The sequence below is a fragment of the Haloarcula vallismortis ATCC 29715 genome (assembly GCF_000337775.1).
In the GTDB taxonomy this organism is placed as follows: domain Archaea; phylum Halobacteriota; class Halobacteria; order Halobacteriales; family Haloarculaceae; genus Haloarcula; species Haloarcula vallismortis.
Window position 1 is genome coordinate 94,195 of the sequence record NZ_AOLQ01000065.1, and the last position, 24,364, is coordinate 118,558.

The 24,364-nt window shown below is 63.4% G+C and carries 26 protein-coding genes and 1 tRNA gene; 9 read left to right on the forward strand and 18 right to left on the reverse strand.

The features are described from left to right. Nucleotides 1–45: 45 nt before the first annotated feature. The 4 genes from purF to C437_RS15405 all read right to left on the reverse strand — a co-directional run bounded on the left by purF (nt 46) and on the right by C437_RS15405 (nt 2,988). On the reverse strand, nt 46–1,488 hold the full coding sequence (gene purF / locus C437_RS15395; RefSeq protein WP_004517915.1) for an amidophosphoribosyltransferase: 1,443 nt from the start codon (nt 1,486–1,488) through the stop codon (nt 46–48). 14 nt (nt 1,489–1,502) lie between these two features. After that, on the reverse strand, nt 1,503–1,676 hold the full coding sequence (locus tag C437_RS19970) for a 50S ribosomal protein L37e (protein WP_004517916.1): 174 nt from the start codon (nt 1,674–1,676) through the stop codon (nt 1,503–1,505). Further along, nucleotides 1,673–1,855: an LSM domain-containing protein gene (locus tag C437_RS15400; RefSeq protein ID WP_004517917.1), complete on the reverse strand. Its 183-nt coding sequence runs from the start codon at nt 1,853–1,855 to the stop codon at nt 1,673–1,675. The genes C437_RS19970 and C437_RS15400 overlap by 4 nt, the downstream gene beginning before the upstream one ends. Before the next feature lie 74 nt (nt 1,856–1,929). Next, on the reverse strand, nt 1,930–2,988 hold the full coding sequence (locus C437_RS15405) for a M20/M25/M40 family metallo-hydrolase (RefSeq protein WP_004517918.1): 1,059 nt from the start codon (nt 2,986–2,988) through the stop codon (nt 1,930–1,932). Between the two features lie 101 nt (nt 2,989–3,089). Here C437_RS15405 and C437_RS15410 point away from each other — a divergent pair, with 101 nt between their 5' ends. Together C437_RS15410 and C437_RS15415 are read left to right on the forward strand one after the other, a co-directional pair. Beyond that, complete coding sequence (locus C437_RS15410) at nt 3,090–3,368, forward strand: hypothetical protein (RefSeq protein ID WP_004517919.1); 279 nt, start codon at nt 3,090–3,092, stop codon at nt 3,366–3,368. An 84-nt stretch (nt 3,369–3,452) separates the two neighbouring features. Continuing rightward, entirely contained in the window at nt 3,453–4,403 is a 951-nt protein-coding gene (locus C437_RS15415; protein ID WP_004517920.1) for a zinc-dependent metalloprotease, read from the forward strand. A gap of 49 nt (nt 4,404–4,452) precedes the next feature. Here C437_RS15415 and C437_RS15420 read toward each other — a convergent pair whose 3' ends face one another. Together C437_RS15420 and C437_RS15425 are read right to left on the reverse strand one after the other, a co-directional pair. Beyond that, nucleotides 4,453–4,983: an Rrf2 family transcriptional regulator gene (locus C437_RS15420; RefSeq protein WP_004517921.1), complete on the reverse strand. Its 531-nt coding sequence runs from the start codon at nt 4,981–4,983 to the stop codon at nt 4,453–4,455. 75 nt (nt 4,984–5,058) lie between these two features. Continuing rightward, the gene (locus C437_RS15425) at nt 5,059–6,603 is read right to left on the reverse strand and encodes an alkaline phosphatase family protein (RefSeq protein ID WP_004517922.1); all 1,545 of its coding nucleotides are present in this window, start codon (nt 6,601–6,603) and stop codon (nt 5,059–5,061) included. 134 nt (nt 6,604–6,737) lie between these two features. On the opposite strand from C437_RS15425, the gene C437_RS15430 reads away from it, so the two are divergent. Further along, on the forward strand, nt 6,738–7,163 hold the full coding sequence (locus C437_RS15430; RefSeq protein ID WP_004517923.1) for a DUF5796 family protein: 426 nt from the start codon (nt 6,738–6,740) through the stop codon (nt 7,161–7,163). Nucleotides 7,164–7,202: 39 nt separating this feature from the next. On the opposite strand, the gene C437_RS21155 is transcribed toward C437_RS15430, so the two are convergent. Continuing rightward, the gene (locus tag C437_RS21155; protein WP_004517924.1) at nt 7,203–7,337 is read right to left on the reverse strand and encodes a DUF7128 family protein; all 135 of its coding nucleotides are present in this window, start codon (nt 7,335–7,337) and stop codon (nt 7,203–7,205) included. An 85-nt stretch (nt 7,338–7,422) separates the two neighbouring features. On the opposite strand from C437_RS21155, the gene C437_RS15440 reads away from it, so the two are divergent. Next, complete coding sequence (locus tag C437_RS15440; RefSeq protein WP_004517925.1) at nt 7,423–9,543, forward strand: AAA family ATPase; 2,121 nt, start codon at nt 7,423–7,425, stop codon at nt 9,541–9,543. 264 nt (nt 9,544–9,807) lie between these two features. Here C437_RS15440 and C437_RS15445 read toward each other — a convergent pair whose 3' ends face one another. The 5 genes from C437_RS15445 to C437_RS15465 form a co-directional block, all read right to left on the reverse strand. Then, nucleotides 9,808–10,818: a DUF4349 domain-containing protein gene (locus C437_RS15445; protein ID WP_049919851.1), complete on the reverse strand. Its 1,011-nt coding sequence runs from the start codon at nt 10,816–10,818 to the stop codon at nt 9,808–9,810. 78 nt (nt 10,819–10,896) lie between these two features. Next, nucleotides 10,897–11,715 (reverse strand): carbon-nitrogen family hydrolase, encoded by an 819-nt coding sequence (locus C437_RS15450; RefSeq protein WP_004517927.1) that lies wholly within the window; start codon nt 11,713–11,715, stop codon nt 10,897–10,899. Next, the gene (locus tag C437_RS15455; protein ID WP_004517928.1) at nt 11,712–12,143 is read right to left on the reverse strand and encodes an SRPBCC family protein; all 432 of its coding nucleotides are present in this window, start codon (nt 12,141–12,143) and stop codon (nt 11,712–11,714) included. Before C437_RS15455 ends, C437_RS15450 begins: the two co-directional genes overlap by 4 nt. Nucleotides 12,144–12,210: 67 nt before the next feature. Continuing rightward, a complete protein-coding gene (locus C437_RS15460) occupies nt 12,211–12,438 on the reverse strand; it encodes a DUF7123 family protein (protein ID WP_004517929.1) in 228 nt (75 codons plus the stop codon). Nucleotides 12,439–12,501: 63 nt separating this feature from the next. Continuing rightward, nucleotides 12,502–12,732, reverse strand: a complete 231-nt coding sequence (locus C437_RS15465; protein ID WP_241431695.1) for a DUF7525 family protein — start codon at nt 12,730–12,732, stop codon at nt 12,502–12,504. 87 nt (nt 12,733–12,819) lie between these two features. Between C437_RS15465 and C437_RS15470 the strand changes: the two genes are divergently transcribed. Beyond that, nucleotides 12,820–14,040 carry an LEA type 2 family protein gene (locus C437_RS15470; RefSeq protein WP_004517931.1) on the forward strand — a complete coding sequence of 407 codons (1,221 nt, stop codon included), beginning with the start codon at nt 12,820–12,822 and terminating at the stop codon, nt 14,038–14,040. Between the two features lie 41 nt (nt 14,041–14,081). On the opposite strand, the gene C437_RS15475 is transcribed toward C437_RS15470, so the two are convergent. From C437_RS15475 to C437_RS15495, 5 genes are all read right to left on the reverse strand, one after another. Continuing rightward, nucleotides 14,082–15,116: a phosphate uptake regulator PhoU gene (locus C437_RS15475; protein ID WP_004517932.1), complete on the reverse strand. Its 1,035-nt coding sequence runs from the start codon at nt 15,114–15,116 to the stop codon at nt 14,082–14,084. 98 nt (nt 15,117–15,214) lie between these two features. Next, nucleotides 15,215–16,285: an ATP-NAD kinase family protein gene (locus tag C437_RS15480; RefSeq protein WP_004517933.1), complete on the reverse strand. Its 1,071-nt coding sequence runs from the start codon at nt 16,283–16,285 to the stop codon at nt 15,215–15,217. A gap of 196 nt (nt 16,286–16,481) precedes the next feature. Then, nucleotides 16,482–17,177, reverse strand: a complete 696-nt coding sequence (locus tag C437_RS15485) for a competence/damage-inducible protein A (protein ID WP_004517934.1) — start codon at nt 17,175–17,177, stop codon at nt 16,482–16,484. Nucleotides 17,178–17,257: 80 nt separating this feature from the next. Beyond that, a tRNA-Glu gene (locus C437_RS15490) sits at nt 17,258–17,332 on the reverse strand. Between the two features lie 134 nt (nt 17,333–17,466). Then, nucleotides 17,467–18,672: a helix-turn-helix transcriptional regulator gene (locus C437_RS15495; protein ID WP_004517935.1), complete on the reverse strand. Its 1,206-nt coding sequence runs from the start codon at nt 18,670–18,672 to the stop codon at nt 17,467–17,469. Between the two features lie 319 nt (nt 18,673–18,991). Here C437_RS15495 and C437_RS15500 point away from each other — a divergent pair, with 319 nt between their 5' ends. Genes C437_RS15500 through C437_RS15515 form a run of 4 tightly spaced genes read left to right on the forward strand, consistent with a single transcriptional unit; the run spans nt 18,992 to nt 22,962 of the window. Next, nucleotides 18,992–20,107 (forward strand): branched-chain amino acid ABC transporter permease, encoded by a 1,116-nt coding sequence (locus C437_RS15500; RefSeq protein ID WP_004517936.1) that lies wholly within the window; start codon nt 18,992–18,994, stop codon nt 20,105–20,107. After that, the gene (locus tag C437_RS15505; protein ID WP_004517937.1) at nt 20,104–21,387 is read left to right on the forward strand and encodes a branched-chain amino acid ABC transporter permease; all 1,284 of its coding nucleotides are present in this window, start codon (nt 20,104–20,106) and stop codon (nt 21,385–21,387) included. The genes C437_RS15500 and C437_RS15505 overlap by 4 nt, the downstream gene beginning before the upstream one ends. Then, the gene (locus C437_RS15510; RefSeq protein ID WP_004517938.1) at nt 21,380–22,210 is read left to right on the forward strand and encodes an ABC transporter ATP-binding protein; all 831 of its coding nucleotides are present in this window, start codon (nt 21,380–21,382) and stop codon (nt 22,208–22,210) included. The genes C437_RS15505 and C437_RS15510 overlap by 8 nt, the downstream gene beginning before the upstream one ends. Then, nucleotides 22,207–22,962 carry an ABC transporter ATP-binding protein gene (locus tag C437_RS15515; RefSeq protein WP_004517939.1) on the forward strand — a complete coding sequence of 252 codons (756 nt, stop codon included), beginning with the start codon at nt 22,207–22,209 and terminating at the stop codon, nt 22,960–22,962. Before C437_RS15510 ends, C437_RS15515 begins: the two co-directional genes overlap by 4 nt. 29 nt (nt 22,963–22,991) lie before the next feature. Here the strand turns inward: C437_RS15515 and C437_RS15520 are convergent, their stop codons facing one another. Further along, nucleotides 22,992–24,359 carry an ABC transporter substrate-binding protein gene (locus C437_RS15520; RefSeq protein ID WP_004517940.1) on the reverse strand — a complete coding sequence of 456 codons (1,368 nt, stop codon included), beginning with the start codon at nt 24,357–24,359 and terminating at the stop codon, nt 22,992–22,994. Between the last annotated feature and the right edge of the window lie 5 nt (nt 24,360–24,364).

Consider the following 24,364-nt stretch of genomic DNA (forward strand, 5'->3'; position numbering starts at 1 on the left):
CGCTCGGACTGCGGAAAAATGTGGTGACAGCCCGCACCGCCGACGCTAGTCGTCAGCCGGCCTCGACTGCGTCCCGATATCGGGGCGGGCAACGTCGCGGTCCGTCGCCTCGCCCTCGATGTCGTAGGGGTATTCGCCCGTGACACAGCCAAGACAGAGGTCTGTCTGGCTCTTATCAAGCGTCTCCGCGATGGCGTCGATAGAGAGATACGACAGTGAGTCCGCCTCGATTTCCTCGCGGATCTCGTCGACGGACTGGTTCCCGGCGATGAGTTCGTCCCGGGAGGCCATGTCGATGCCCATGTAACAGGGTGCGACGATTGGTGGCGCGCCGATGCGAACGTTGACCTCCTCGGCCCCGGCGTCTTTCAGCAGCTGAATCAGCTGGGTCGAGGTGGTCCCGCGGACGATAGAGTCGTCGATGATGGTGACGCTTTTTCCTTCGATGGTCGACTTGATGGGGTTGAGCTTCAGTCGGACGGCCCGCTCGCGTTCGTCCTGGGTCGGCATGATGAACGTGCGGCCGACGTACCGGTTTTTCATCAGCCCCTCGGCGAACTCGATGTCCGAGCCGTCGTCCTGTGCGGCCTCGGCGTAGCCGGAGGCGAACGCGCGCCCGGAGTCTGGAACCGGCAACACCACGTCTGATTCGACCCCGGACTCCGCCCAGAGCTTGCGGCCCAGTTCGCGCCGGACCTCGTAAACGAGGTTCTCGTCGATGGTCGAGTCCGGTCGCGCGAAGTAGACGTGTTCGAAGAAGCAGTGGGCCGTGTTCTCGGGCTCGACGAGCTGGTAGGTGTCGTAGCCGGTCCCGTCGGCGTGCAGGACGACGAGTTCGCCGGGCTTGACATCCCGGATGAGTTCGCCGTCGAGCGTGTCGATGGCGGCTGACTCGGAGGCCAGCACGTACCCGTCTTCGAGTTCGCCGATGCACAGCGGTCGGTTCCCCTGCGGGTCGCGCACGCCGAGGACCGTCTCGTCGTGCATGATGGTCAGCGAGTACGACCCGTGGATGCGGTTCATCGTCCGCTTGACGGCCCGAACCAGATCCTCCTCTAGGAGATTACGCGCGAGGTCGTGGGCGATGACCTCAGTGTCGCCGTCCGAGGTGAAGGCGTGGCCGAGGTCGGCCAGTTCGTCGCCGATCTCGTCGGCATTGACGAGGTTCCCGTTGTGGGACAGCCCCAGCGACCCCGACTTGAACGAGACCGAAAAGGGCTGGGCACAGCAGGCGTTGACGCTTCCGGCGGTCGGGTATCGGACGTGGCCGATGCCGTTCGAGCCGTTGAGCGCCTCCAGGTCGCCGGGGTCGAATGCGTCACCGACGAGTCCCATTTCGACGTGACTGTACTGCTGGAACCCGTCGTGGGTGACGATACCGGCCGATTCCTGGCCGCGGTGCTGAAGCGCGTACAAGGAGTAGTAAAGCGGTCGGGCGGCGTCACGGTCCTCCAAAGAGATGCCAACAACGCCGCACTTCTCGTGCATTTGTGTTGAGTGTGTTATTCGCCCGCTTTCGACTGCCACTCGTAGTCACGCCGCTTGGCCGACTTGCCGAAACCGCACGACGAGCAGACCTTCTTTTTCGTGTGATACGACTTTTCACCACAGCGACGACACTTCGTGTGCGTCGTGGTGTTTTTCTTGCCCTGACTCGGAGTTCCTGCGCCAGTCATGGAGTAATTGAGACGACGTTATCGCCGCGTATAATCGTTGTGTCTTCATCCTCGACGACGAGGTTCATGTGTTGGTCGTAGCCGGTGAGTTCCCCTTCGAACAGCTCGCCACCCTTCAGCTGTACGGTGACTGTCTCACCGAGGGACGCTTCGAGTACATCCAGCGGTCGTCCACTCATGTACGGTTTGGATAGTGATGGCCGCTTAAACGTACCGTTTGCGCGGTGGCACAGCCGCCTACTGGTCCGATATCCTACACGTCGACGCGAAAGGGCGCTCGGTCGGCCGCTCGGACGGCGAAGCCGGCCAGCAGGTCCGCGAGCGCGTCGAGGTCGTCGGGGTCGATAACCTCGACCGGCGTGTGCATATAACGGTTCGGCAGTCCGACGTTGACCGACGGAATCCCACCGCGGGAGGTGTAGAAGGCGTCCGCGTCGGTCCCGGTCCGGATACCCGTCGCCTGCAACTGGATGTCGATGTCCTCGGCGTCGCTCGTCTCTCGGAGGGCGTCGACGGCGACCGGATGGTTCGCGCTCCCGCGAGCGACGACCGGTCCAGCGCCGAGTTCGACACCCGTCGCGGCCTTGCCGGGCGAGCCGGGCGCGTCCGTCGCGTGAGTCACGTCAGCGGCAATAGCCACGTCCGGCGCGAGGTCGAACCCGACCATCTTCGCGCCTTGCACGCCGACCTCTTCCTGGACCGTGGAGACGGCGTACACCGTTGCGTCTGCATCCGACTCTGCCGCGCGTCGGAGCCCCTCCGCGGCCGCCCAGATACCGATGCGGTTGTCCATCCCCCGCGCGGCGAGGCGGCCGTTCTCCAGTTCGCTCAGCGTCTGGACGAACGTCACCGGGTCGCCGCGGTCGACGAGCGACTCGACCTCGTCGCCGTCTTCGGCCCCCACGTCGACGTGCTGTTCGGCGATCTCCGGGACGGAGTCGTCGTCTGAATCCCGGAGGTGAATCGCGGTCTGGCCCACGACACCCGATACCGGCCCGTCGGCCGTGTGAATGGTGACGTGTTGCCCGCGCGAGACGGTCTTGTCTGAGCCGCCGATGCGGCCCAGTTTGACGAAGCCGTCGTCGGTGAAGTCACGAACGATGAAGCCGATCTCGTCACCGTGGCCCGCGAGCGCAACAGTCGTGTCGCCACCTTCGACTTTGGCGACGGCGTTCCCGTAATCGTCAGTTCGGACCTCGTCGGCGAACTCGCTGACGTAGTCGAGCCACACCCGCTGGCTGTCGGCCTCGTACCCCGACGGGCCGGGCGTTGTCAGAAGCGATTCAAGGAACTCTCGTCGTCGTGTGTCCATAGGTGCGATAACTGCCCCGTGGTCATGAAAACAGCGGACTGCACACGGACGGAATCACTCGGTACCGCCACGGCTAAGAGCCGCGGCGTCGAACTGTCACTATGGCAGAATTCACCTTCCTCGAAGTGCATCTCGACGGTGCGGAGTTTGCTGCGAATGCGCCGTTCAGCGCCAGTGACGATGCAGACGAATCAGACAGCAAGTCGCGGTGGTCGCGGACGGATAGAGCGAGCGACGAAACGGACGCCGAAGGCGGCAGTGGCCCCAGTGTCGGTCGCCTCGCGCTTGTCGGACTCGGTGTTGTCGTCGCTGTCGCGCTCATTTTGCGCCTGTATCTCGGCGGGTCCGGAGACGCTGACGACAGCGATGTCGACCTGTAGCGGCTAGGCCACGCCTCCGAACCGAACGCGGGTCGTCGGTTTCACAGGGAGAAGGCCTATTTTCTCCCGCCACATTTCAGACGTATGGGATTATACCACAGTGTGCAGGCTGTCGCCGGCGCGACCGGCGACGGCCCCATCGACTGGAGTGCTGTCGCCGACGCCGCAAAGGGCGCCACCGATACAGGTGACCTCACCGTCGAGACGCCCGAACGCGACGGCTACGCGACCGACGTTCGGGACGCGAGAGACCGCGTCCGAGAGGTCGGTGAACTCGCGTTTGATCTGCCCGAAACTGTCGAAATCCAGAACCGCCACCACTGGATCGACGCCAACGTCGCTACGTTCAGTCGCGTGATGGAGCCGATTGAACAGCAGGCCGAGTACATGCCCGGCATCGCCCGCGTCGTCAACACCGGCTCGATGGCTGTTGCACTGTCGTTCCTCGGCAATAACGTTCTTGGCCAGTACGACCCCGTCTTGCTCGCGGACAACGACGCCCACGCGCTGTACTTCGTCCGCCCCAATATCAACCGGGTCGCCGACCAGTTGAACGCCGAGCGGGACCGATTCCGCCGCTGGATCGCGTTCCACGAGGTCACCCACGCAGCGGAGTTCGGCGCGGCCCCGTGGCTGTCCGACCACCTCGAAACAGCGATGGAAGACGCCATCGACAACCTCACCGACGGCAATATCGACCGGGCGACACTCGGCGAACTCGACACGACGATGACCGCCGTCGAGGGGTACGCGGAACTGCTGATGGACCGCGCCTTCGACGACGAGTACGACGACCTGCGACGGAAAGTCGATCAGCGCCGACAGGGACGTGGCCCCATCGCGTCGCTCATGCGCCGGCTGCTCGGTCTCGGGATGAAACGACAGCAGTACGAACGCGGAAAAGCGTTTTTCGACACAGTCGCAGATGCCCGCGGCGTCGCCGCGGCCGGGCGCGTCTGGGACTCACCGGACACCCTCCCCACCGAAGACGAAATAGAGACGCCGACGCTGTGGATTGACCGGGTCGACCCCTGAATCAAGACTTCTGAGGCAGCCGTCTTAGCCTGCCAGCTGTATGGCTCGCTTACTTGTCCGGTTCTTCGACAGGGGCGTCGATTTTCGCAACGTCAAGGAGGATCTCGCTGTTCGATTCGTCGACCGCGACAACCGTCCCGGCGACGACGAGCTTTGAAATCGGTGTTGGTCCGAGGATAACGGCCTGCCCCTCGCTGAAGTCCTGCACCGAACTCTGGAGGTGGAACCGGGCGCGGCACTTCTCCGGGTCGTGGACGTTGGTGAAGTTGATTTCCTCGACGGTGACGTCGACGCGCTCGTAGTCGTGGGCGACGACGACGCTCTCGGCCTCGTCGATCTGTTGACGGTCGATCGCGTCGAAGGCCTCGGATGTCGGCTTGTACCCGCCCGTCGGGCCGGGAATGCCTTCGACGAGTCCCAGCGAGGTCAGACTCTGCATCTGGTTCCGCACCGTGCCGGGGTTTCGGTCGATCTCTTCCGCGATTGTCTCGCCGGTGACCGCCTCACCGGTCTGTTGATACCTGTTTACCAGCGTCGTAAGCATCGTTCGCTGGCTGTTGTTCAGATCGATGCTAACCATACCGGAGTGTATCGGGAGCGGCTACTTATCCCATTGGGTTCACTCATTCGACGCCAGTCGCTGACACGGTCGGGGCTACTCCATGTACCCCAGTTGCTTCAGGCGGTCCTCAACGGCGTCGCCGTCGTCGCTTCCGACCGCATCCTCGATACTAAGCGGGTCGCGCTCGCCGACGGCGGGGTCCTCGTCGAACACCGGGAGCACCTCGCCGCGCATATCAGTCGGGACGGGACAGCCGTGGGCGGCCAGCACCGTCGGTGCGATGTCGAGAATGCTGATACGGTCGAGTTCGCCCTGTGGCTCGAAGTCCGGCCCGCTGGCGGCAAAGATGCCGTACGGCGTGTTCTCGGCCGCCCAGCGGTCGGGACCGCTCTGGATGGTCCCGCCGCCGATGCCGTCGTTGACGTGGACGCCCGGTCGCTGGTCGACGACGACCTCCGGACCGGCGTCGACGTAGGGGCCGTTGTACACGTCCTCGCCCCGGTACACGTCGGTAAACAGCGGCCCGTGTTCATCCTCGACCTCGCGCAGATCGGCCATCAACGACTCACGGACCGATTCCACGTCGAACCGGGAGTTGATGTACACCGGCCCCTGGCCGCTCGCGACGACCTTCGTCTGTTCAAGGTCGATGGCCTCCAGTTTACGGTCCCGCTTGACGCCGTCTTTCTGCGGGACCAGTTGCTGGATGGACTCCGGGACGACGCGAGCAAGCGTATCCACCAATCCGGCTCGCTTCGCCACTGCGAGCAGGTTCTCCCGGTCGAGCCCGACCCGGGTGAGCACGGCGTCGACGCTCGTGTCTCGGACCTGATAGCCGTTCTCGGCCAACCACTCGTTGATGTAGAACTCCGTCTGGGTCGCGTCACAGCCGTGGTCGGACATCAGGACGAGGTTCAGGTCCGTACGGTCGTCGAGCCGGCCGACCCACTCGTCGACGAGCTGCCACGCGCGCAGGCTCGGCTCGTCGTCCCAGAAGAAGTGATGGAGGACGTTCAGATAGAACAGCGTCACGTGGACGAAATCGAGGTCCCGTTCGTCCATGAGCGTTGTCGCGACCTCGAAGCGCTTCTCTAAGAGGTCGAGGATAGCGTCGACCTCCGCGCCACGCTCGTCATTTGAGGACAGGAGCGGGTCCGGATGGACGCTGTATTTGAACCGGTTTTCGAGTTCCTCCGCCAGCTCCGGCGGCGAGGTGTAGCCAGAACTGATCGAGCGGTACTCGCCCTCGACGGCGTCCGGGCCGCCGGCGACGACGAGGTCGTCGATGTCCCGCGGGGGGTACATCGTGGGCATATTGATGACGCCGGCCGACTGGCCTTCGTCGTTGAGATAGTCCCACAGCTCGGCGGTGTCGTAGTCGCCGCCGTTCATCACGTTGATTTCGCCCGCGGCGAGGTCGACGTTCTCGAACCAGAACACGCCGAATCCGCCGGGGTCTTTCCCCGAGGAGTAGCACTTCCAGTTCGGGAAGGTCACGGGTGGCAGACAGCTCCGCGTCCCCGCCCACGTTCCGGTGTCCCGCAGCGCGGCCAGATTCGGGAGCTTGCCGGCCTCGATCCACGGGTCGAGCAGTTCCCAGCTCGCTCCGTCGAGGCCAACGACGAGGGTCTTCGTCATGTTGAGACGGAGACAGGCGAGTCACTAGTCCCTTTCGCACCCCGTCTGCTGGTGCTGTCCGAGGTGAGTTGCCGACCAGCACCGGACGAAGCGGACAACGCGTCACTTTTCAGCGCGCCGCTGGAACTGCCAGTATGAGCAACCGGTCGGACATCGCACCGGACACCGTCTCGGTCGAGCTGACCGAGGATGGCATCGTCGTGGAGTACCTCGACGGTCGGCAGGCGTTCTATCACGGCGTCCCAACGGCGGTCGAAGGGAGTATCCAGACAGCGCCGGGGAAAGACACACACGTCCTGATTACCGACAAGACGGAGACGTCAGGTATCCTCGTGTACGTCAACGACCTCCGCACACATGACGATATTCTCGAAGAGACGGGCGTCGGACGTGTCATCCTCGACGACGGCGAGGAAGACGAACTGTTCCCGGGAGTTACGGTTCGGGACAATCAGATGCGGACGGAAGTCGAGGTGGACTACGAGGTGACAAACGGCCGCGTGTTCGTCTTCGAGGAGGATGAACTCGGCGAGCGGAGCTTCGAAATCGTCGAGGCGTGATGCCTGCGTGAGGCGGACGTGACCGCGGAACGAGGACCGTTACTGGATGTAGGACGGGTCTTCGTCGTCACAGTTCTCCTCGTGCTGACGCGCGTCGCTCTGGTCGTCGAACATCAGGCCACAGGTCTCGCACTTGTACCACGTGACCTCGTCTCGCTCGGTTTGGACAACCATACCAGAGATTCCGACGGCCGCCCGTATATTATTTTCCCGCAACACAACGGGAACCCTCAAGGAAGTTCGATTGCAAGAAAGCGCCATGAGCGGGTCCACTGACGCCGGTATCGAACTCACCGTCGAGGGTGCGAACAAGCGCGACGCCGGGCGCGGTATCGCACGGTTGCCAGACTCGGCACGCAGCGAGCTACGTGTTTTGAGTGGCTCACCTGTTATCATTGAGGGTGAGGATAAGACGGTAGTGAAGGTCTGGCCAGATGACGACGACGACGGCTCGTTCGTCCGCATTGATTCAGACACCCGAGCGAACGCCGGCGTCAACATCGGCGACACGGTGACAGTGACCAGCGGGACAGTCTCCGAAGCCACTGAAATAGCCATCCAGCCGGTCGAACCGATGCCGGGCAGCGAGGATTACGAGCGCCTGGCCAGAAAGCGGCTAGTCGACCAGATTATCCAGGCCGACGAGCGGACGCACATCGAGGGACTGGGGACGTTCCTCGTCCGCAAAACGTCTCCGTCAGGACCGGTTCGGGTCACCAGCGAGACGGCAGTGACTGTGCTGCCCGGCCTCGACGGCGGCAGCGATACGGGTCAGTCGCCATCCGATGAGGCAACAGCGGCGAACAAACCGGCCGCCGAGACTGAGTCCGGGGTGAGCTACGAGGACATCGGCGGCCTCGACGAGGAACTGGACCGCATCCGCGAGATGATAGAGATGCCCCTCTCGGAACCCGAGGAGTTCCGCCGTCTGGGTATCGACCCGCCAAGCGGCGTGTTGCTCCACGGCCCGCCCGGGACGGGGAAAACCCTCATCGCCCGTGCCGTCGCCAACGAAGTTGACGCCTACTTTGACACCATCTCCGGCCCCGAAATCGTCTCGAAGTACAAAGGCGAAAGCGAGGAACGCCTGCGCGAGGCCTTCGAGAAGGCTGAGGCCAATGCCCCGGCTATCCTGTTCGTCGACGAGATCGACTCCATCGCCGGCTCTCGCGACGAGGACGCCGACATGGAGAACCGGGTCGTCGCCCAGTTGCTCACGCTGATGGACGGCCTCGAAGACCGCGGCCGGGTCGTCGTCATTGGGGCGACGAACCGCGTCGACGCCATCGACCCGGCGTTGCGCCGTGGCGGCCGCTTCGACCGCGAAATCGAGATCGGCGTCCCCGGCGAGAACGGCCGTCGCGAGATTATGGATGTCCACACGCGGGACATGCCGCTGCACGAGGACGTGAATCTGGACCGCATCGCCGCACAGACCCACGGGTTCGTCGGGGCCGACCTCGCGTCGCTGACCACCGAAGCCGCGATGGCCGCGCTCCGGGCCGACCGCGACGACGGCGACGTCCACGGCGACGATTTCGAAAGCGCGCTCGCGACGGTCGACCCCAGCGCGATGCGGGAATACGTCGCCGAGTCGCCGAGCGCGACCTTCGACGACGTGGGTGGGCTGTCCGATGTCAAACAGACGCTGACCGAGACCATCGAGTGGCCGCTGTCGTACGGTGAGTTGTTCACCGCGACCAACACCGACCCGCCGAGTGGCATCTTGCTGTACGGGCCTCCGGGGACCGGCAAAACCCTGCTCGCTCGGGCCGTCGCCGGCGAGAGCGACGTGAACTTCATCCACGTCGCCGGTCCCGAAATCATGGACCGCTACGTCGGCGAGAGCGAGGAAGCCGTCCGGGAACTGTTCGAGCGCGCCCGACAGACTGCCCCGAGTATCATCTTCCTCGACGAGATCGACGCCATCGCCAGCCACCGCGGGCAGGGCAACGAGGTCACCGAGCGCGTCGTCTCGCAACTGCTCGCCGAACTGGACGGCATCACCGAGAACCCCAATCTGGTCGTGCTGGCCGCGACCAACCGCCGGGACATGATCGACGACGCGCTGTTGCGGCCGGGCCGTCTCGAACAGCACGTCGAAGTGCCGAACCCCGACCACCAAGCCCGCGAAGAGATTCTGGCCGTCCACACCGAGGGGAAACCGCTCGCGGAGACGGTCGCTATCGAGGACCTCGCCGAAGAGACTGACGGCTTCTCCGGTGCAGAGCTTGAGGCCGTCGTCCGGGAAGCGTCGATGCTAGCGATCCGAGAGGTCGCGTCTGCCTACGGCCCGGAAGAGGCGACAGAGAACGCCAGCGAAGTGGAGATTACCCCCGAACACTTCCGGGAAGCGCTGGCGCGGGAACGGACGCGGTAGCTCGCAGTGCCCGCTGCGTATCGTCGTCGCAGTATCTTCTGAGTGAACGTTCTAGATCGGTAGTATCTGAAAGGCGAGGAGAGGCGAAAGGGTCGACTCCGGGATAGGAGTGAAAAGGCTGTCCGGACAGCCTTGGCGGACGAGCGACGCCGAGTGGCCGAGCAGCGAGACGGGCGTTAGCGCCGGCATCGACGTGAAAAGCGCCTTGCCGGCAGCTACTCGTAGCGAGTGCACACGCAAAAAAGGCCCGGTGTCGGGTTCCAGCTACGTCTGGTCATCAGGCGACTCTGTATCCGGTGCCGCAGTGGATTCCCGCTGTGGGTCGTCACTACCATTGCCGCCGCCCTCTGTGCCAGATTCCGACCCGCCACGTCGGCCCAGCAGCGGCAGCGACCGATTGCGGAGGAGTCGCCGGCCGCCGACAACTGGGACGGCGAGGGCGACGAGCCACGGCGCGAGACTCGCGGCAGTCACCAGCAGGCCTCGGGTGAACACGTACACGTCGGTGGCTGACGAGAGGAACGCAGCGACCAGTGACCGTTCGTGGTACGGCACTTGCTGAGCCGACGGCTCCGGGGCTGGTTCGCGGATTTCGACACGCAACGTCGAATAGGCGACCCGCTGTTCGAGCGAACGCTTCTGGGCTTCGAGACGTTCGATGTCGCTCTGGACCGACGACAGTTCTTCCTCGATTCGGAGCAACTCCTCGGTGCTGTTTGCCTGCTCGTAGAAGGTCCGCAGCCGGTCGCGGCGCTCCCGGAGGTTCGTCAGCCGCGCTTCGAGGTCGACCAGTTTGTCGGTCACGTCGTTTGTGGTCGTTTCCTCGGAGCGCACCGTCCCCTGTTTGCTCACCATCGATTGCGTCGGTTCGTACTCCTCGCTGGGCACTCTGACGACGATATAGCCGGTGTACCACGTCTCGTTGCCGTCGCGGTGGAGTTCGCGGTTCGAGTCGCTCACGTACCCACCGGTCGTGCGAGCCCGGGCGGCGATTGCGTCGGCTGTCGTGGAGTAGTTCTCCACCTCGATGACCATCCGCCCGTTGCGAATAATAGCGCGGTCAGCCGCTGCGTCGCCGGCCTGAATGCTCTCGCCGGCCTCATCGCTTGCCCCGGCGTCCGCTTCGACGGGTTGGCTTGACCCGTCGCCGCCGGACATCTGTGCGCCGTCACCGCCGCCCTGTGCCTCGCTTGCATCGCCGCTCCCGCCCATGCCAGTACAACCGGCAAGGAGGAGGAGACCGACGACAGCGAGGACCCTGATTCGCGAAGCCATACGAGACGTACTCCTCCTGAGAGCGGGATAATGACGGCGAACGCTCAAAAGCCGCTTTTTGTAAAACGACGATTGCAGTTATGACCAGTCCGTCCGGCGGTCCGCGAGCGCCGGGAACTCCTCACGGACCTGATTGACGCGAGCGGGGTCGAGGGTGGCAGTCACCAGCGCCGGGTGGTCGTCGGCGCTGGCCAGCGTCGTTCCCCACGGGTCGTACACCGTCGACCGACCCAGCAGTTCTGCGTCCTCGAATTCCCCGACGCCGTTCGCTGTGGCGACGTACAGCTGATTCTCGACGGCGCGAGCGCGACCGAACAGTTTCCAGTGTTCGACGCGCGGATAGGGCCATGCACTTGGCACGAGCGTCAGCGTTACGCCTTCGTCAACAAGGTGGCGGTACAGCTCCGGAAACCGGAGGTCGTAGCAAGTGGTAACCCCGACCGTGAAGTCCTCGAAGTCGACAGTCGGAACTGTCTCACCCGGCTCCAGTAACTGCGATTCTGCAGAATCGTAGCCAAACAGATGGTGCTTTCGGTACACCGCCCGGCGCTCTCCGTCACGGTCAAAGAACACAGCGGTGTTCGCCAGCCCCTCATCTGTAGGCACGTCGAACCCACTGTCAGCGCTGGTTTCAAGGTCCTCAACGATACTCCCGGCCAGTACCGCCACGTCGTGCTCCGTGGCGACGCTTCGAATTTGACCGAGTGTCTCACCCGCCAGCCCTTCCGCTTCGCGAGCGTAGCGGTCGAACGCAAAGTAGCCGACGTTGAACAGTTCCGGAAGCACGACGAGGTCCGCGCCGTCCGCGGCCGCGTCCCTGATAGCGGTCGTCGCACGGCCGACGTTCTCGGCCACCGAGCCCGACGACACGTCTAGCTGGGCGAGCGTGAGCCTCATGCTTCGACTTCGAGGTCGTCCCGCAGCGCCTGTTCGAGGTTCTGCATCTCGTCGTCGAGGTTCCGCTTGAAGAATCGTTCGACGCCCGGCAGCTTGCCGTCGACGATGAACCGGTTCGTCAGCTTCGTGCCGCCGTCGGCTGTCTCTTCGAGTTCGTGTTCACCTTGGACGGTCATCACCTTCGAACGACCGATGAAGCGAGCGTACTCCGGGCGACGCTGTTCGACATCTTCAGTTTTCACCGTCATTGTCTGGTTGACCACCGGAATCGGGAGCTCGATCGACCAGTTCGCGTGCGTGTCGTCGATGATTTCCCAGTCGGTGACGACACTAATTGGCCGAGCCCGTTTATCCGGGTCAGTGATGAATTCCCAGACACGCTCCGGTGTGGCCGGCACAGTCATCGTTCGTTCGACCCGGACAGTCATGGGGAATACTGAGAACTACTGTCCGATGAATCCACCGATTATCACAGTGCGCAAAACCCGGCGGCCGCTATCCAGTCGGCGTGACACGCCACGTCGTCGACCGTGCGCGTCCCCACTTCTCGATATCGACTTCGTCGGCCTCCTCAGCTAAGCGTGGGAGTCGCGCGCCCACTTGCTTCGACGAGAGGCCGAGCTGCTCAGCGATGTTCTTCGCGCGGAAGTAACTCTCCCCACGCGAGACGCTGTCCCGGAGATATTCGAGAATGCGTCGGTCTTCCTTGCTGTAATCGGCCATACTAGAGAATAGGTCTCAGCGTTTTTAACGGTTCCCTTCACACTCTCGCAGCTGATACCGGTATCAGGCGTCGTAGGCGTGGATGGCCACGATAGCCACGGCCGCGGCCAGCATCGCGAGCCCGAACGCGCCGCCCGATGTCACCAGCAGGTTGCCGGTATCAAGCTCCTGTGCGTGCAAAATAGCGTAGTTGTAGCTGTTGGTTGCTGTGGCCACGGCTGCACCGACCGAGACGAGTCCGAACAGCAGGGCCAGACCCATCCCCATGTCGCTTTTGGACGCCTTGGAACTCATGTACGACGCTTTCGGTGTTGCCCACTTAGTTCATTCGGGCTGGAGCCACAGGACATATACCTCCCCGTCGAAGATGGATGTGCAACTATGGGCCGGTTGAAAATAGTTGGAGTTCTGGTCGTCGTCGCCGCCGCTGCCGTGGGGGGCAGCGTTGCGCTTGGCGTGCTGGGTGCGCCCAGCGTCACGTCCGTGGACAACCACTTCGCGGGCGTCTCGAACCAGACGACCGCTGTGGCGACGAATCTGACCGTGAACAACCCCAACCCCGTCGGTGTCCAGCTTGGCGGCGTGGCAATCAATTATACCATCTCAATGAACGGCGTGGAAATGGCACAAGGGGCCAAGGAGGGCGTCGGAGTTGGGACTGGGAACACGACGCTGCCGTTCAGCACCGAGATGCAAAACGACCGCATCCCGCCGTGGTGGGTCACCCACATCGACAACGGCGAGACGACCACGGTCGGTATCGACGCCACCGTCACGTCCTCGGCGCTCGGCGGGCGGTCGGTGTCCGCTAGCCAGGCACGAACCATCGAGACGGACCTCCTCGGACAGTTCAACAGTAGCGAGACGCGCCCGGTCGAAGCGAACCAGCCGCTCGTCTCGGACCCCGTACTCTACATCAACGAGACACGCGGCGCGTGGGACCAGGAGAACCTCACCCAGTCAGAGACGCCGATGAACCTCGCGTTCGACGTGTACAACCCCAAGCCGTACCCCTACACGGTCACGAAGGTCGGCTACACGATTCGGATGAACGACGTGACCGTCGGCGAGGGCGAGACGGACCGCGGTTACATCCTCAGTCCCGGTCAGGAGACGACGCTGGAAGCGAACACCGCCATCCAGAACGAGAACTTAGACCGCTGGTGGGTGACGCATCTCCAGCGTAATCAGCGAACGGACCTCTACATCGACTTCTATCTCGTGCTTGAGGGCGGCGGGGAGCAGTTCCGGGTCGACCTCGATTCCATCGACTACCAGCAGGAGATCGAGACGGACATCTTCGGCAACAAGGCACAGTACCCGACCGGCGACGAGGCCGCTAACAATTCCGGCGACGGGGCAGCTAGTTCGACGACAGACGGTGAATCGACGGCGACCCCGACACCGAGCGACACGGAGACGGAGACAGACGACGGCCTACTGGGCAGCGAGGACACAGAAACGGACGACGGCCTACTGGACGGCAGCGAGACAGAGACTGCGACTGACACAGCTACGCCAACTCCGACTGAGTCTGTAGCTGGGACAGAGACTGCCACTCCGACTGAAACAGAGACCGACGACGGCGGACTCCTCGGATAGGAGAGAGCCGTAGCCAGTCGGCCACGTCCGACAGTACCGAGCTATTCGATGGTCGTGTGTTCGGACTCCTCGTTGAGCGCGAGATTCGTCGCAATCTCGGCGCTCCGGACCGCGAACTCGGCCGTCTGCTGGAGGCTGACGAGCACTTCACGCACTTCCAGCAGTGCCTCGTTGTCCATCTCCGGCAGGTCGTCGAGGATCTCGTGTTCCTTGTCGCCGATGTCCTTGTACAGCTCCCGGACCTGAATCGCAGTGTCGTAGTTGCGGTCGACGGCCGCCTGAACCGCAAGCTCGGTGATGTCGTTGACCTGGTCGGTGAACTCGCGGATGCGGCGCATCGTCGAACTGTCGACGTTGAGCGAGTGGTCGTCGGTCTCCAGCGCGATCTCGGCGATGTCCTCGGCGTTGTCGGCGGTCAGTTCGAGGTTCTTCGCGATGGAGCGGTAGCCGATGAGCGGGAAGCCGTCGTTGAGGCCGATAGCCCGTGCGAGGTTCGGGTTCTGATAGGCCGTGAAGATGAGCCGAAGCAAGAGAACGAATATCTTATTGGCCTGCCGCTCGCGGTTGAGCGCCCGCTGGGCGAGGTCGGGGTTGCCGTGTGCGAGTGATTTCACCGCTTCGTTGCGCATCGTCGAGCCGGTCGATTCCAGCCGTTCGAGGAGGTTGTTAAGCGTGAAGTCTTCCGGGTCGACGGAACAGCGAATCGCGATTCTGTCCGGTGTCTCTTCGATGACGCCCAGCCCCATCAACTGGGTTTCGGCGTTGTAGACGGCGTTAATGTGGGAGGATTCCAGCGTCTCGCCCTCCGGGACTTCGACGTGGATGACGCGCCGGCCGAGCACGTACTGGGCGACGATGGCCCGCTCGACAGAGTCGGCGTCGAGGTTCTCCGCGTGGATGATAGCCTCTGACTCCTCAGTCTGGACAGACTCGGGCATGACTGTCAGCGTGCCTTTGCCGCCCATCCGAAGCGACACCTCGTCGCCTTTTTCAACGTCGTGCGCACTGGCCCACTCCGCCGGCAACGTCATCGCAAGCGTTGACGGTCCCAACCGCTGGACTTTCCGGGTTTCCATATGTCCTTTGTGGGGGACGAGATACCTTAATCTTGACTATACATGATAAAATACCGGTGCCGATATATCATGGCTTGTCGCCACCAGTTGCTGGGAGATCAGACGACTTCGACGAGTCTGCGCTCGTGTCGTCCGACGCGGACCCGCAGCCAGCCGCGCAGTTCTTCGTCTAACTCCGGGTCGCCAGTGTCGACACGGAGCGTGCCGATGCCGTCCAGCTTCCGCCGCGAGGCGACGACTTCGAGGTCACACTTCCTGATGACCGCCGGCGATAGCTGCTGGTTCCCCCGGCCGAACACGAACCCTTGCCCGCCGATAGGCGAGACGACGATGACGTTCCGGTCGCCGAGGGCATCGAGGATATTTGATTCGGCGGCATCGCGGGCGAGCAACTGCCCGTCTCGCCACACATCTACGCCGAGGGTCGTCCCGTCGAACCCGAGTTGTTCCTTGATAGCGCCGACAGTGCTCCCGGGTCCGAGGACATACGTGACGCCCGGTTCGGCGGCGTCAGCGACGCTCTCGGCGAGGGATTCGACGCTCCCGCCGCCCAGTTGCTTTGCGGACTGGCGCTGGTCGGCGATAGGGACCGTGGCGACGGCCCGCAGTTCCGTGACGACCTCCCCGCCCCTGAACGCATCCTCGTCGATGTCGTTGACCTCCGCGCGCTCCGTCTCGGAGAAGCGGGCGACGATGCGGCCGGCCGCCCGCGGCGACACGCCGAACACGGAGGAGTACACCTTGACTCCGGCCGGGACACCCAGAATCGGAATGTCCGCGTTCAGTCTGTCGAGGGTCGTTGCAACGTCGACAGCTGTGCCGTCACCGCCGACAAACAAGATGGCGTCCACATCCGACTCGACGAACGCTTGGACTGCATCCTGAGTGTCCTCACTGCCTGTTTCATCAGCGCTTGCCGGGGTGCCAACGACTGTCGGATCGAACCCCGCCTCGCGAGCGATGGACTCGCCCATCGGGTCGCCGTACGTGAGCAGCTCCACATCCCGCCCGACCTCGGCAAGCGATTCCAGCGCTATCCGTGCCCGGTCCGGGGCGCGTTGTTCCGCACCGCGGCGGCGCGCCTCTTCGACTTTCCCGTCAGTGCCCTTGAGGCCGACGCGGCCGCCCATGCCGGCGATGGGGTTGACCACGACACCGATTCGTCGCATTCGTCGTCACTACGCGACCCTGCGGCAAAAGCGGCCCGGGAGCGTGCCTTTCAAGCCACCCCACGCAGAACGCACAGCTATGTCAGTCGTACTCCAGAGTGGCGTCCAGACAGGAATTATCAACGCGTCCGGCGCGGTCATCACGCTCGGTGGCCTGCTACTTACGTTTCTCTGGCTGAACCATCTCTACCGGTAGTCACTCCGCTGTCGGTGACTCGACGCGCTCGCTGAACCACGCCGCCGCCTCCTCGACTAGCGCTTCCTCTGTCCCCTCGAACCGGACGGTCACGTGGCTGCCCGGATAGCTACCCACTTTGACCGGGAACTGCTCCTGTACCTCCGCCAGTCGATCCAGCAGCGCGCTCTCTGGTTCAGCGGCGTCGACAGTGCGAACGTACCGCTGCTCGCCGGTGAACTCGTCGGCGACCTCCTCGAACATCCGCTTCATCTCGGCCGGCACGCCCGGCAAGACGTAACAGCTCTCGACGACACAGCCGGGCGCGACGCCTTCGTGGTTTGGCAGGACACGGGACCCCTCCGGCACCTCGCCGGTTCCGTCGGTCAGGTCGTCGCGCGTGTAGCCGCCGTGTTCCTCCAGCCACGCGAGGGCGTCCCCGCTCTCGACGACATCTCGACCGAACGCCGCGGCGACAGCTTCGATGGTTTTGTCGTCGTGGGTCGGTCCGAGGCCGCCGGTGACGATGACGGCGTCGAACTCCGCGTGATACTCGTTGACCACGCGGGCGATGTCCGATATCTCGTCGGGGACGACCGTTGTCCGCCCGACGGTGACGCCGCGCCCCGCGAGCTGTTGCCCCAGCCATGCGGCGTTCGTGTTGACCGTCTCGCCACTGAGCAGTTCGTCTCCGACGGTGACTACCGCGACGCGCATACCGCTCAGTTGTACTGGGAGACACAAATACTGTCGGTCATGGGACTCGGCAGTATCGGTTTCAGTGAATCGGAGAGAAATGCTCCGTCAGGGATTTGAACCCTAGTCATCACCGTGAGAGGGTGATATGATTGGCCGGACTACACCAACGGAGCGTACACATCTTCGTAGCGAGGAGATACGTATAATCATTGCGTTTCAGCCCCGCCCTGTGCTGGTTTATCATACTGTTGGCTGTAACTATTACAGACATCCGCGGTACCGAAATGCCACACAACCGCCGACAGGTTCACTCGTCGTCGAACGGTGACCCCGCGGCATCGGGTTCCTGACCGGCGAGGCTGATGATGTTCTCGCGGCCGACCCTGAGTTTCGAGATGTCGCCGTCGTCCTCCATATCCGAGAGGAGCATGCTCACCTTCGATTTCGACCAGTCGGTGCTGTCGACGATGTCGACCTGCTTCATTCGACCGCCGTTCTCCTCCAGCAGTTTGCGGACGCGGTCGCTGTCGGTGAGTAGTTCCTCGTCGGGGACTGCCGGTTCGTCGGTGTCAGCCGTTGCAGCGCCCGACGCAGCCGTCGACGGCTCCGCTGTGTTCGCAGTGGCCGACGGTGTCGAAGCCTGCGGTTCGTCGTCGTCGGTCCCCAGCACCTGTCCCAGCGCGCCGGACCGCCACGCGGCCACACCGCCAGCGACGATGACGATGAAGACGACAGCGGCCGGGAGCATCCACGACGGCCCGCCGGCGACCTCGTCGGGGCTGTCACCGCCCGCCGTGGTGTCTCGCTCAGTACCAGCGCTCTGTCCGGTTTCGCGCGGCCGTAGTTCCACGTATGGCCGACGGTCGTTGAACGACTGCTCGCCGTTCCACGTGACGCTCGTGCTGCTTTCGAGTGAGCCGGGAGCGCTCTGTGAGTCCGGTTCTGGCTGGACGTCGACGAACGCCAGCTCGGGGCCGCGCTCAAAAACGAACGACTGGCTCGGCCCGATGTAGAACCCGCCATCGAATACGTCACTGACCACGACAGAGTCACCCTCAACGACAGCGAAGTTTTGCCAGCGGAACGACATCCGCACCGTGCCGGTGTTCTGTAGCGGGTCGACCGTCGCCGACCGGTCGTAGTCGGTTGCACTCATGGTCCGGCCAGTCACGTTCGTCCCGTACTGTGTCAGCAGCGTCGATTGCTCGACGAAGCTCTGGTATAATGGCTGCTCCGACTGCTCGAACTCCGTGGCGAACTCCTCGAACTGCTGTTGCTCGGATTCGTTCACGAGCGGGGTCCTGTGGACGATGGCCCACTCCGCAGATCCGTTTTGATACAGCGTGACCTGAAACGTCGTCCGGTCGAACCTGTCGGGCGTCTGGACGCCGACGCTCTCGTCGGCCGACTGTGCCACCGCCAGCGGCGCGGCACCGCTTCCAAGCAAGAGAACCAGCACGAGACTGGCGACGACCAGGCGTACCATCTGTCGTATATCATCGATGGACCGCATAAAAGCGCTGTGAATAGCACTGTTCTCAGTCAGTATCGGGCCGATGTCCGGCGATTTCTCGATACGAGGACAACGCAAAGTGCCAGTGCCCGAAACCGGTGTCGCGGGCTGTGCGGGCGCTCGATCACACAGCCCTCACTCGGTTCGAAGCGGTCCCAATCGCCACTCTGTCCCGTGGTATTGATTGTCTCTCGCTCGACACGTGACCATGGGAGGGGGCGATTTCTGTTTTGACACCGGTGTCTTGGCTTCTACACCGGTATTTCACACGAATTTCCGGTGGGTTATTTAGAGAGGAGGGTCCAACGAACGGTAACCTATGGGAATTGCTGAGTTCGCAAGAGACGGCCGCGTAGTGGTGGGCGAACGGCCGGGAGCAGCAGTGGTGGCCGCTGTCGGTGGCTTCCTCTTGCTGGATTTAGTTGCAAAGCTTGCTGGGACAACCGTGTTCTTCGTCGGGACCAAGTTGCTGGGTGGCTCCCTCACTGTGAGCTCGTTGCTCTCGATGGTGGTAGACGGGCTGCTCGTCGGACTGGCGGTCGGGCTCGCCGGAATCGGCCTGTCGATGACATACAGCATCCTCGATTTCGCCAACTTCGCACACGGGGACACAGTAACTGTCGGGGCGTTCCTGGGGTGGGTCGCCGCGTATATCACCGCCGGCCTCGGGACCGGTGCCCCGATTGCAGAGCTGTTCATGCTCAATTCGGGACGGCAGTTAAGCACCGTTTCGACGTTGGCTCCAGTGCTTCTGGGTCTCGTCGTCGCCGGCGTCGGCTCAATCGGCATCGTATTACTCATCGACCGCCTCACCTATCGCCCCATGCGCGACACGGACAACATCTCCTTACTGATCGCGTCAATCGGTGTCGCGCTCGCATTGCGCTATCTCATCGCGTTCGTCTTCGGCACGGAAACGAGTGGCGTTGCAAGCGGCGGGCTCCGGGTGACGGTTTTCTCGATGATCTCGGTGACCGACAACGAAATCACTCTGCTGGTGGTGTCGGTCCTGCTGATGCTCGGCGTCCACCTCCTGCTACAGCGGACGAAGCTCGGCAAAGCAATGCGGGCGATGGCCGATAACGAAGACCTCGCACGCGTGACTGGGATTCCAACAGAGCGCGTGATTCGGCTCACGTGGATTCTCGGCGGCGGTCTGGCGGGCATCGGCGGCTACCTGCTCGTGCTGGAAAGCGGGACGATATCGTTCAACTTCGGCTGGATTCTGCTCCTGCTCATCTTCGCCGCCGTCATCGTCGGCGGCATCGGCTCGATATACGGGGCGATGGCCGGCGGGATTCTCATCGGGCTGGTCGATAGTCTGGCCCTGATCTGGCTGCCGTCCGGGCTGACGCGGGCCTCCGCGTTTCTGGTGCTCATCGTCGTCCTGTTGTTGCGCCCGTCCGGTATCTTCGGGGGGGTGTCGACAGCATGAGTACTGTTGACACTATCCGAGGCCGTCTGGACGCACTCCCGGACGTGGGGCTGGTGGTCGGCTTCATCGGCGCTATCTGGGCCGTCATGCTCGTGCTGGCTATTGCTGTCGGCGGGGCAAACTGGGCGAACCTCGCCGCTGGCTTCGTCGGCAGCGTAACCGTGCTCATCGGCGGCTACGCGATTCTCGCGCTGGCACTGAATCTCCAGTGGGGGTACACCGGCCTGTTCAACATCGGTATTGCGGGATTCATGGCCGTCGGTGCATACACGACAGCGATTCTGACCGCACCAACTGACCCGGCTGCCGGAGCAGTTCCGGGGCTTGGACTCCCGCTGTGGGTTGGCCTCATCGGCGGCATGGTGATGGCCGCTATCGTCGGGGGTCTCGCGGCGCTGCCGGCGCTCCGACTGAAAGCCGACTACCTCGCTATCGTGACGGTCGCGTTCTCCGAAATCATCCGGCTCATCGTCAACTGGGACGGTCTCGCCGAGGTCTCGCTGTTCGGGGTGCCGGTCGGAACCGGCGGCGCGACCGGCATCTCGTTCAAGTCCGCGAACGATGTGGCGTCGACGCTCATCAACGGCGTCGGGCAGCCGCTCGTAACTGCCGCGGAAGGCGTCGGCGTCTCCGGGCCGAACCTGGCGAATCTCACCTACGGGATACTCCTCCTGCTGGTCGTGGCCGCGAGCTACTGGGTGCTTGCCCGCATTACGGACTCGCCGTTCGGTCGCGTGCTGAAGGCGATCCGTGAGGACGAGACCGTGACCCAGTCACTCGGCAAGGACACCCGTCTGTTCAAGATCAAGACCTTCATGATCGGTTGCGCGCTGATGGGGCTGGCCGGCGTCCTGTTCCGTGGCCAGGCGGGCTACATCAGCCCACAGCAGTTCAGACCGACAATCACGTTCTACGTGTTCGCGGCGCTCATCATCGGCGGCTCCGGGTCCAACACCGGCAGTATCGTCGGTGCAGCGACGTTCTCGGGGCTGCTGTTCTATCTGCCGGCTCGGTTAGGGGAGAACATCTCGCTGGGCGGCACCCGCGCACCCGGCAACATCGTCGACGCGGTCGCTGGATTCGCGTCGCTGGACCCGGCTCCACTCCTCGCATACATCATTAGCAACGTCAGCACGCTCCGGTTCGTCCTCATCGGTGTCGTACTGATATACATCATCCAGAACCAGCCAGATGGGCTGCTCGGGCATCGGAACGAACCCGCAACGAGCGTGAGTCTGGACAGACCACAGTCCGGGTCCGGAGGTGAGACCGATGAGTGAACCCGAGGCTGCACCGCGACAGGAGACCGCCGTTACAAGTGACGCCATCGAGTCGCCGCTGCTGGAGGTCGACGGCCTCCGAAAGGAGTTCGGCGGTGTCGTCGCGGTCGACGGGGCGACGTTCTCCGTGGCAGAGGGGTCGCTCACCGGCCTTATCGGTCCGAACGGGGCCGGCAAATCGACGACGTTCAACTGCATCACGGGCATTCACGAGCCGACCGGCGGGCGGGTCACCTTCGACGGGCAGGACATTACCGGGCTCGCGCCGTACACGCTCGCGAACCGCGGGCTGGTTCGGACGTTCCAGATCGCGCGTGAACTGTCCGAGATGACCGTTCTGGAGAACGTGATGCTCGCGCCGGGCGGGCAGGTCGGGGAATCGGTCCTCCGCTCGGTGACGCCGGGGCTTCGCAGCGAGGTCATCAAAGCCGAAGCGGCTGTTCGGGACCGCGCGTGGGAGACACTGGAGTTCTTCGAGATCGACCACCTCGCCCACGAGAACGCCGGAAATCTCTCGGGCGGCCAGCGGAAACTGCTTGAGATGGCCCGGGTCCTGATGACCGACCCCGAGATGATTCTGCTGGACGAACCGCTCGCCGGCGTCAATCCGACGCTCGAAGAGAAACTGCTGGAGCGAATCCACGAGCTCCGCCGAGAGCAGGGGCTGACCTTCCTGCTCGTCGAACACGACATGGATGTCATCATGAACAACTGCGAACACATCATCGTCATGCATCAGGGGAGCGTCCTCGCCGAAGGGGACGCCGAGACTATCACATCGGACGAGCGGGTACTTGAGGCGTATCTTGGAGGGGATGTATGAGCCAGCGCGCAACGGCGTCAGAGACCGTTACGCTCCCCGACCCGGCCGAGCGACTCCTTGCTATCCGAAACCTCGACGCAGGCTACGGCGACTTGCAGGTGCTCAGCGACGTTCACATGGACGTTGCCGACGGCGAGTACGTGGTCATCGTCGGCCCGAACGGAGCCGGCAAGTCGACAGTGATGAAATCCGTCTTCGGCCTGACGACGTATATGGGCGGAGAGGTCATCTTCGACGAGACCGACATCAGCCAGCGCAACCCCGACGAAATTATTTACGAGGGCATCAGCTACGTTCCCCAGACTGGGAACGTATTCGGCTCGCTGAGTGTGCGCGAGAATCTCGAAATGGGCGCGTACATCCTCGATGAAGTGCCGGAGGACCGGATCGAAGACGTGTACGACCGGTTCCCCATTCTCCGGGAGCGGTCCGAGCAGTCGGCCGGAACGCTGTCGGGCGGCCAACAGCAGATGCTCGCCATGGGCCGGGCGCTGATGCTCGACCCCGACCTGCTGTTGCTCGACGAGCCCTCTGCTGGGCTCGCGCCCGACCTCGTCGAGGATATGTTCGACCGCATCGACCGCATCAACGACGACGGCACGGCTATTCTGATGGTCGAGCAAAACGCCAAGGAAGCACTCCGGCGGTGTGACCGAGGCTACGTGCTCGTGCAGGGTCAGAACCGCTACGAGGACGACGGGACGGTCCTCCTAAACGACGAGCAGGTTCGTCAGGACTTCCTCGGCGGATAACTCCAAAAAAGGCGGCGCTGACAGCTCTGTTACTGGTTCATCGCGCTGTTGATTTCAGACGTGTAGGAGGACTGCTGTTGCTCGAAGCCGACCTGATTGACGATGGTCCCGCCTTCCGCTTCGAACGCGCCGGCGAACGCCTCCTGTAGCGCCTGCCCGTAGCTGTTGTTCACGTACAGTGTCGATGCGGTCTCGGCACCGAGTTCGTCCACGCCGACTTGCGCCAGAACCTGCCCCTGCAGGGCGTCGCTTGGCGGGGTACGGAACATGTAGTCGTTGTCTTCGAGGTCGGTGATCGTCGGCGACGTAGACGCCGGTGAACAGCCGACGACGCTGTTGTCGATGAGTACGTTCCTGGCGACCTGTATGGACGTTTCGGAGCTTGCCGCCCCGGTAATCGACGGATAGCCCGCGCTGACGAGGGAGTTGGCCGCGTCGATGCCCGCCTGTGCCTGCGTCTGGGTGTCGCCGACCTGATAGTCGAACTCGAAGTCGACTTCGCCTTCGAGTTGCAGGGCCGGAAGTATCGCGCCGTCGCGGATCGGCCTGCCGAGCGGCCCGAGGTCGCCGGTTTCGGGCATCAGCACACCGAACCGAATCGTCCGTCCGGAGTCGCTCCCGGAGCCGTTCGGTTCCGGCTGTGGGATGTCGTCGCCAGCGCTGAAGTCCACAGTGTTGAGCGTATCGACGCCCCCACCGTCCTGAAAGCCAAAGACCTGATACTGGGCCGATGCCATGTCTCCGTTTTCGTCGAAGTCGACCGCACTCGAGGCACCCTCGTACTGGATGTTCTCGCCTGCGGCGGCCGCTTCGACGGCCGCTGGCAACTCGGAGGGACCGTACGTGTCACCCCCGGGATTGGCGACAACGCGCATGTGGTCCCGGACGGCCTGTCCGTCGTTTTCCCCGGCCAGCAGGTTGGCGAGGATCTGGACCGCTGTCGCGTCGTAGGCCTGTGACGTGAACACGCCGGCTTCGTCGTAGTCAAACTCAGAGGTGAACTGCTCGGTGAACGTGTCGACGCCCGGCCCGGCCGCTGACGGGGCTGTGCCGCGGACGTTCGACATGTCGTTGCCGACGTTGCTCGGGAGTTCGCCGTCTTGCAGCCCGTCGGTCACGAGGATGTCGGCGGCGTCGTCACCGTAGTCGGCGTAGAAGTCCTTGAACAGTTGGACACCGCTTTGGGGGTAGCCGACGACCATCAGCACGTCCGGCGACTCCGGACCGCTGTCGCCACCGGATTCGGTCCCGGTTCCGGTCATGCCGCCGTCGCCGCCATCGCCGCCGTCTCCGCCGGTCTGTTCAGTCGAACAGCCTGCTAACCCGCCAAGCAGACCGACAGTGCTTATCGCCCCGGTGCGCTTCAGGAACGCTCGCCGATTGATATCGCGAGACATACCAC

Excerpts from the sequence above, each read along its gene's own strand:
- C437_RS15515 (WP_004517939.1), top strand. The coding sequence starts at position 22,207 with ATGAGCCAGCGCGCAACGGCGTCAGAGACCGTTACGCTCCCCGACCCG.
- C437_RS15485 (WP_004517934.1), bottom strand. The coding sequence starts at position 17,177 with ATGCGCGTCGCGGTAGTCACCGTCGGAGACGAACTGCTCAGTGGCGAG.
- C437_RS15415 (WP_004517920.1), top strand. The coding sequence starts at position 3,453 with ATGGGATTATACCACAGTGTGCAGGCTGTCGCCGGCGCGACCGGCGAC.
- C437_RS15455 (WP_004517928.1), bottom strand. The coding sequence starts at position 12,143 with ATGACTGTCCGGGTCGAACGAACGATGACTGTGCCGGCCACACCGGAG.
- C437_RS19970 (WP_004517916.1), bottom strand. The coding sequence starts at position 1,676 with ATGACTGGCGCAGGAACTCCGAGTCAGGGCAAGAAAAACACCACGACG.
- C437_RS15430 (WP_004517923.1), top strand. The coding sequence starts at position 6,738 with ATGAGCAACCGGTCGGACATCGCACCGGACACCGTCTCGGTCGAGCTG.
- C437_RS15495 (WP_004517935.1), bottom strand. The coding sequence starts at position 18,672 with ATGCGGTCCATCGATGATATACGACAGATGGTACGCCTGGTCGTCGCC.
- C437_RS15500 (WP_004517936.1), top strand. The coding sequence starts at position 18,992 with ATGGGAATTGCTGAGTTCGCAAGAGACGGCCGCGTAGTGGTGGGCGAA.
- C437_RS15460 (WP_004517929.1), bottom strand. The coding sequence starts at position 12,438 with ATGGCCGATTACAGCAAGGAAGACCGACGCATTCTCGAATATCTCCGG.
- C437_RS15445 (WP_049919851.1), bottom strand. The coding sequence starts at position 10,818 with ATGGCTTCGCGAATCAGGGTCCTCGCTGTCGTCGGTCTCCTCCTCCTT.
- C437_RS21155 (WP_004517924.1), bottom strand. The coding sequence starts at position 7,337 with ATGGTTGTCCAAACCGAGCGAGACGAGGTCACGTGGTACAAGTGCGAG.
- C437_RS15470 (WP_004517931.1), top strand. The coding sequence starts at position 12,820 with ATGGGCCGGTTGAAAATAGTTGGAGTTCTGGTCGTCGTCGCCGCCGCT.
- C437_RS15400 (WP_004517917.1), bottom strand. The coding sequence starts at position 1,855 with ATGAGTGGACGACCGCTGGATGTACTCGAAGCGTCCCTCGGTGAGACA.
- C437_RS15510 (WP_004517938.1), top strand. The coding sequence starts at position 21,380 with ATGAGTGAACCCGAGGCTGCACCGCGACAGGAGACCGCCGTTACAAGT.
- C437_RS15450 (WP_004517927.1), bottom strand. The coding sequence starts at position 11,715 with ATGAGGCTCACGCTCGCCCAGCTAGACGTGTCGTCGGGCTCGGTGGCC.
- purF (WP_004517915.1), bottom strand. The coding sequence starts at position 1,488 with ATGCACGAGAAGTGCGGCGTTGTTGGCATCTCTTTGGAGGACCGTGAC.
- C437_RS15475 (WP_004517932.1), bottom strand. The coding sequence starts at position 15,116 with ATGGAAACCCGGAAAGTCCAGCGGTTGGGACCGTCAACGCTTGCGATG.
- C437_RS15520 (WP_004517940.1), bottom strand. The coding sequence starts at position 24,359 with ATGTCTCGCGATATCAATCGGCGAGCGTTCCTGAAGCGCACCGGGGCG.
- C437_RS15505 (WP_004517937.1), top strand. The coding sequence starts at position 20,104 with ATGAGTACTGTTGACACTATCCGAGGCCGTCTGGACGCACTCCCGGAC.
- C437_RS15465 (WP_241431695.1), bottom strand. The coding sequence starts at position 12,732 with ATGAGTTCCAAGGCGTCCAAAAGCGACATGGGGATGGGTCTGGCCCTG.
- C437_RS15420 (WP_004517921.1), bottom strand. The coding sequence starts at position 4,983 with ATGGTTAGCATCGATCTGAACAACAGCCAGCGAACGATGCTTACGACG.
- C437_RS15425 (WP_004517922.1), bottom strand. The coding sequence starts at position 6,603 with ATGACGAAGACCCTCGTCGTTGGCCTCGACGGAGCGAGCTGGGAACTG.
- C437_RS15405 (WP_004517918.1), bottom strand. The coding sequence starts at position 2,988 with ATGGACACACGACGACGAGAGTTCCTTGAATCGCTTCTGACAACGCCC.
- C437_RS15480 (WP_004517933.1), bottom strand. The coding sequence starts at position 16,285 with ATGCGACGAATCGGTGTCGTGGTCAACCCCATCGCCGGCATGGGCGGC.
- C437_RS15440 (WP_004517925.1), top strand. The coding sequence starts at position 7,423 with ATGAGCGGGTCCACTGACGCCGGTATCGAACTCACCGTCGAGGGTGCG.
- C437_RS15410 (WP_004517919.1), top strand. The coding sequence starts at position 3,090 with ATGGCAGAATTCACCTTCCTCGAAGTGCATCTCGACGGTGCGGAGTTT.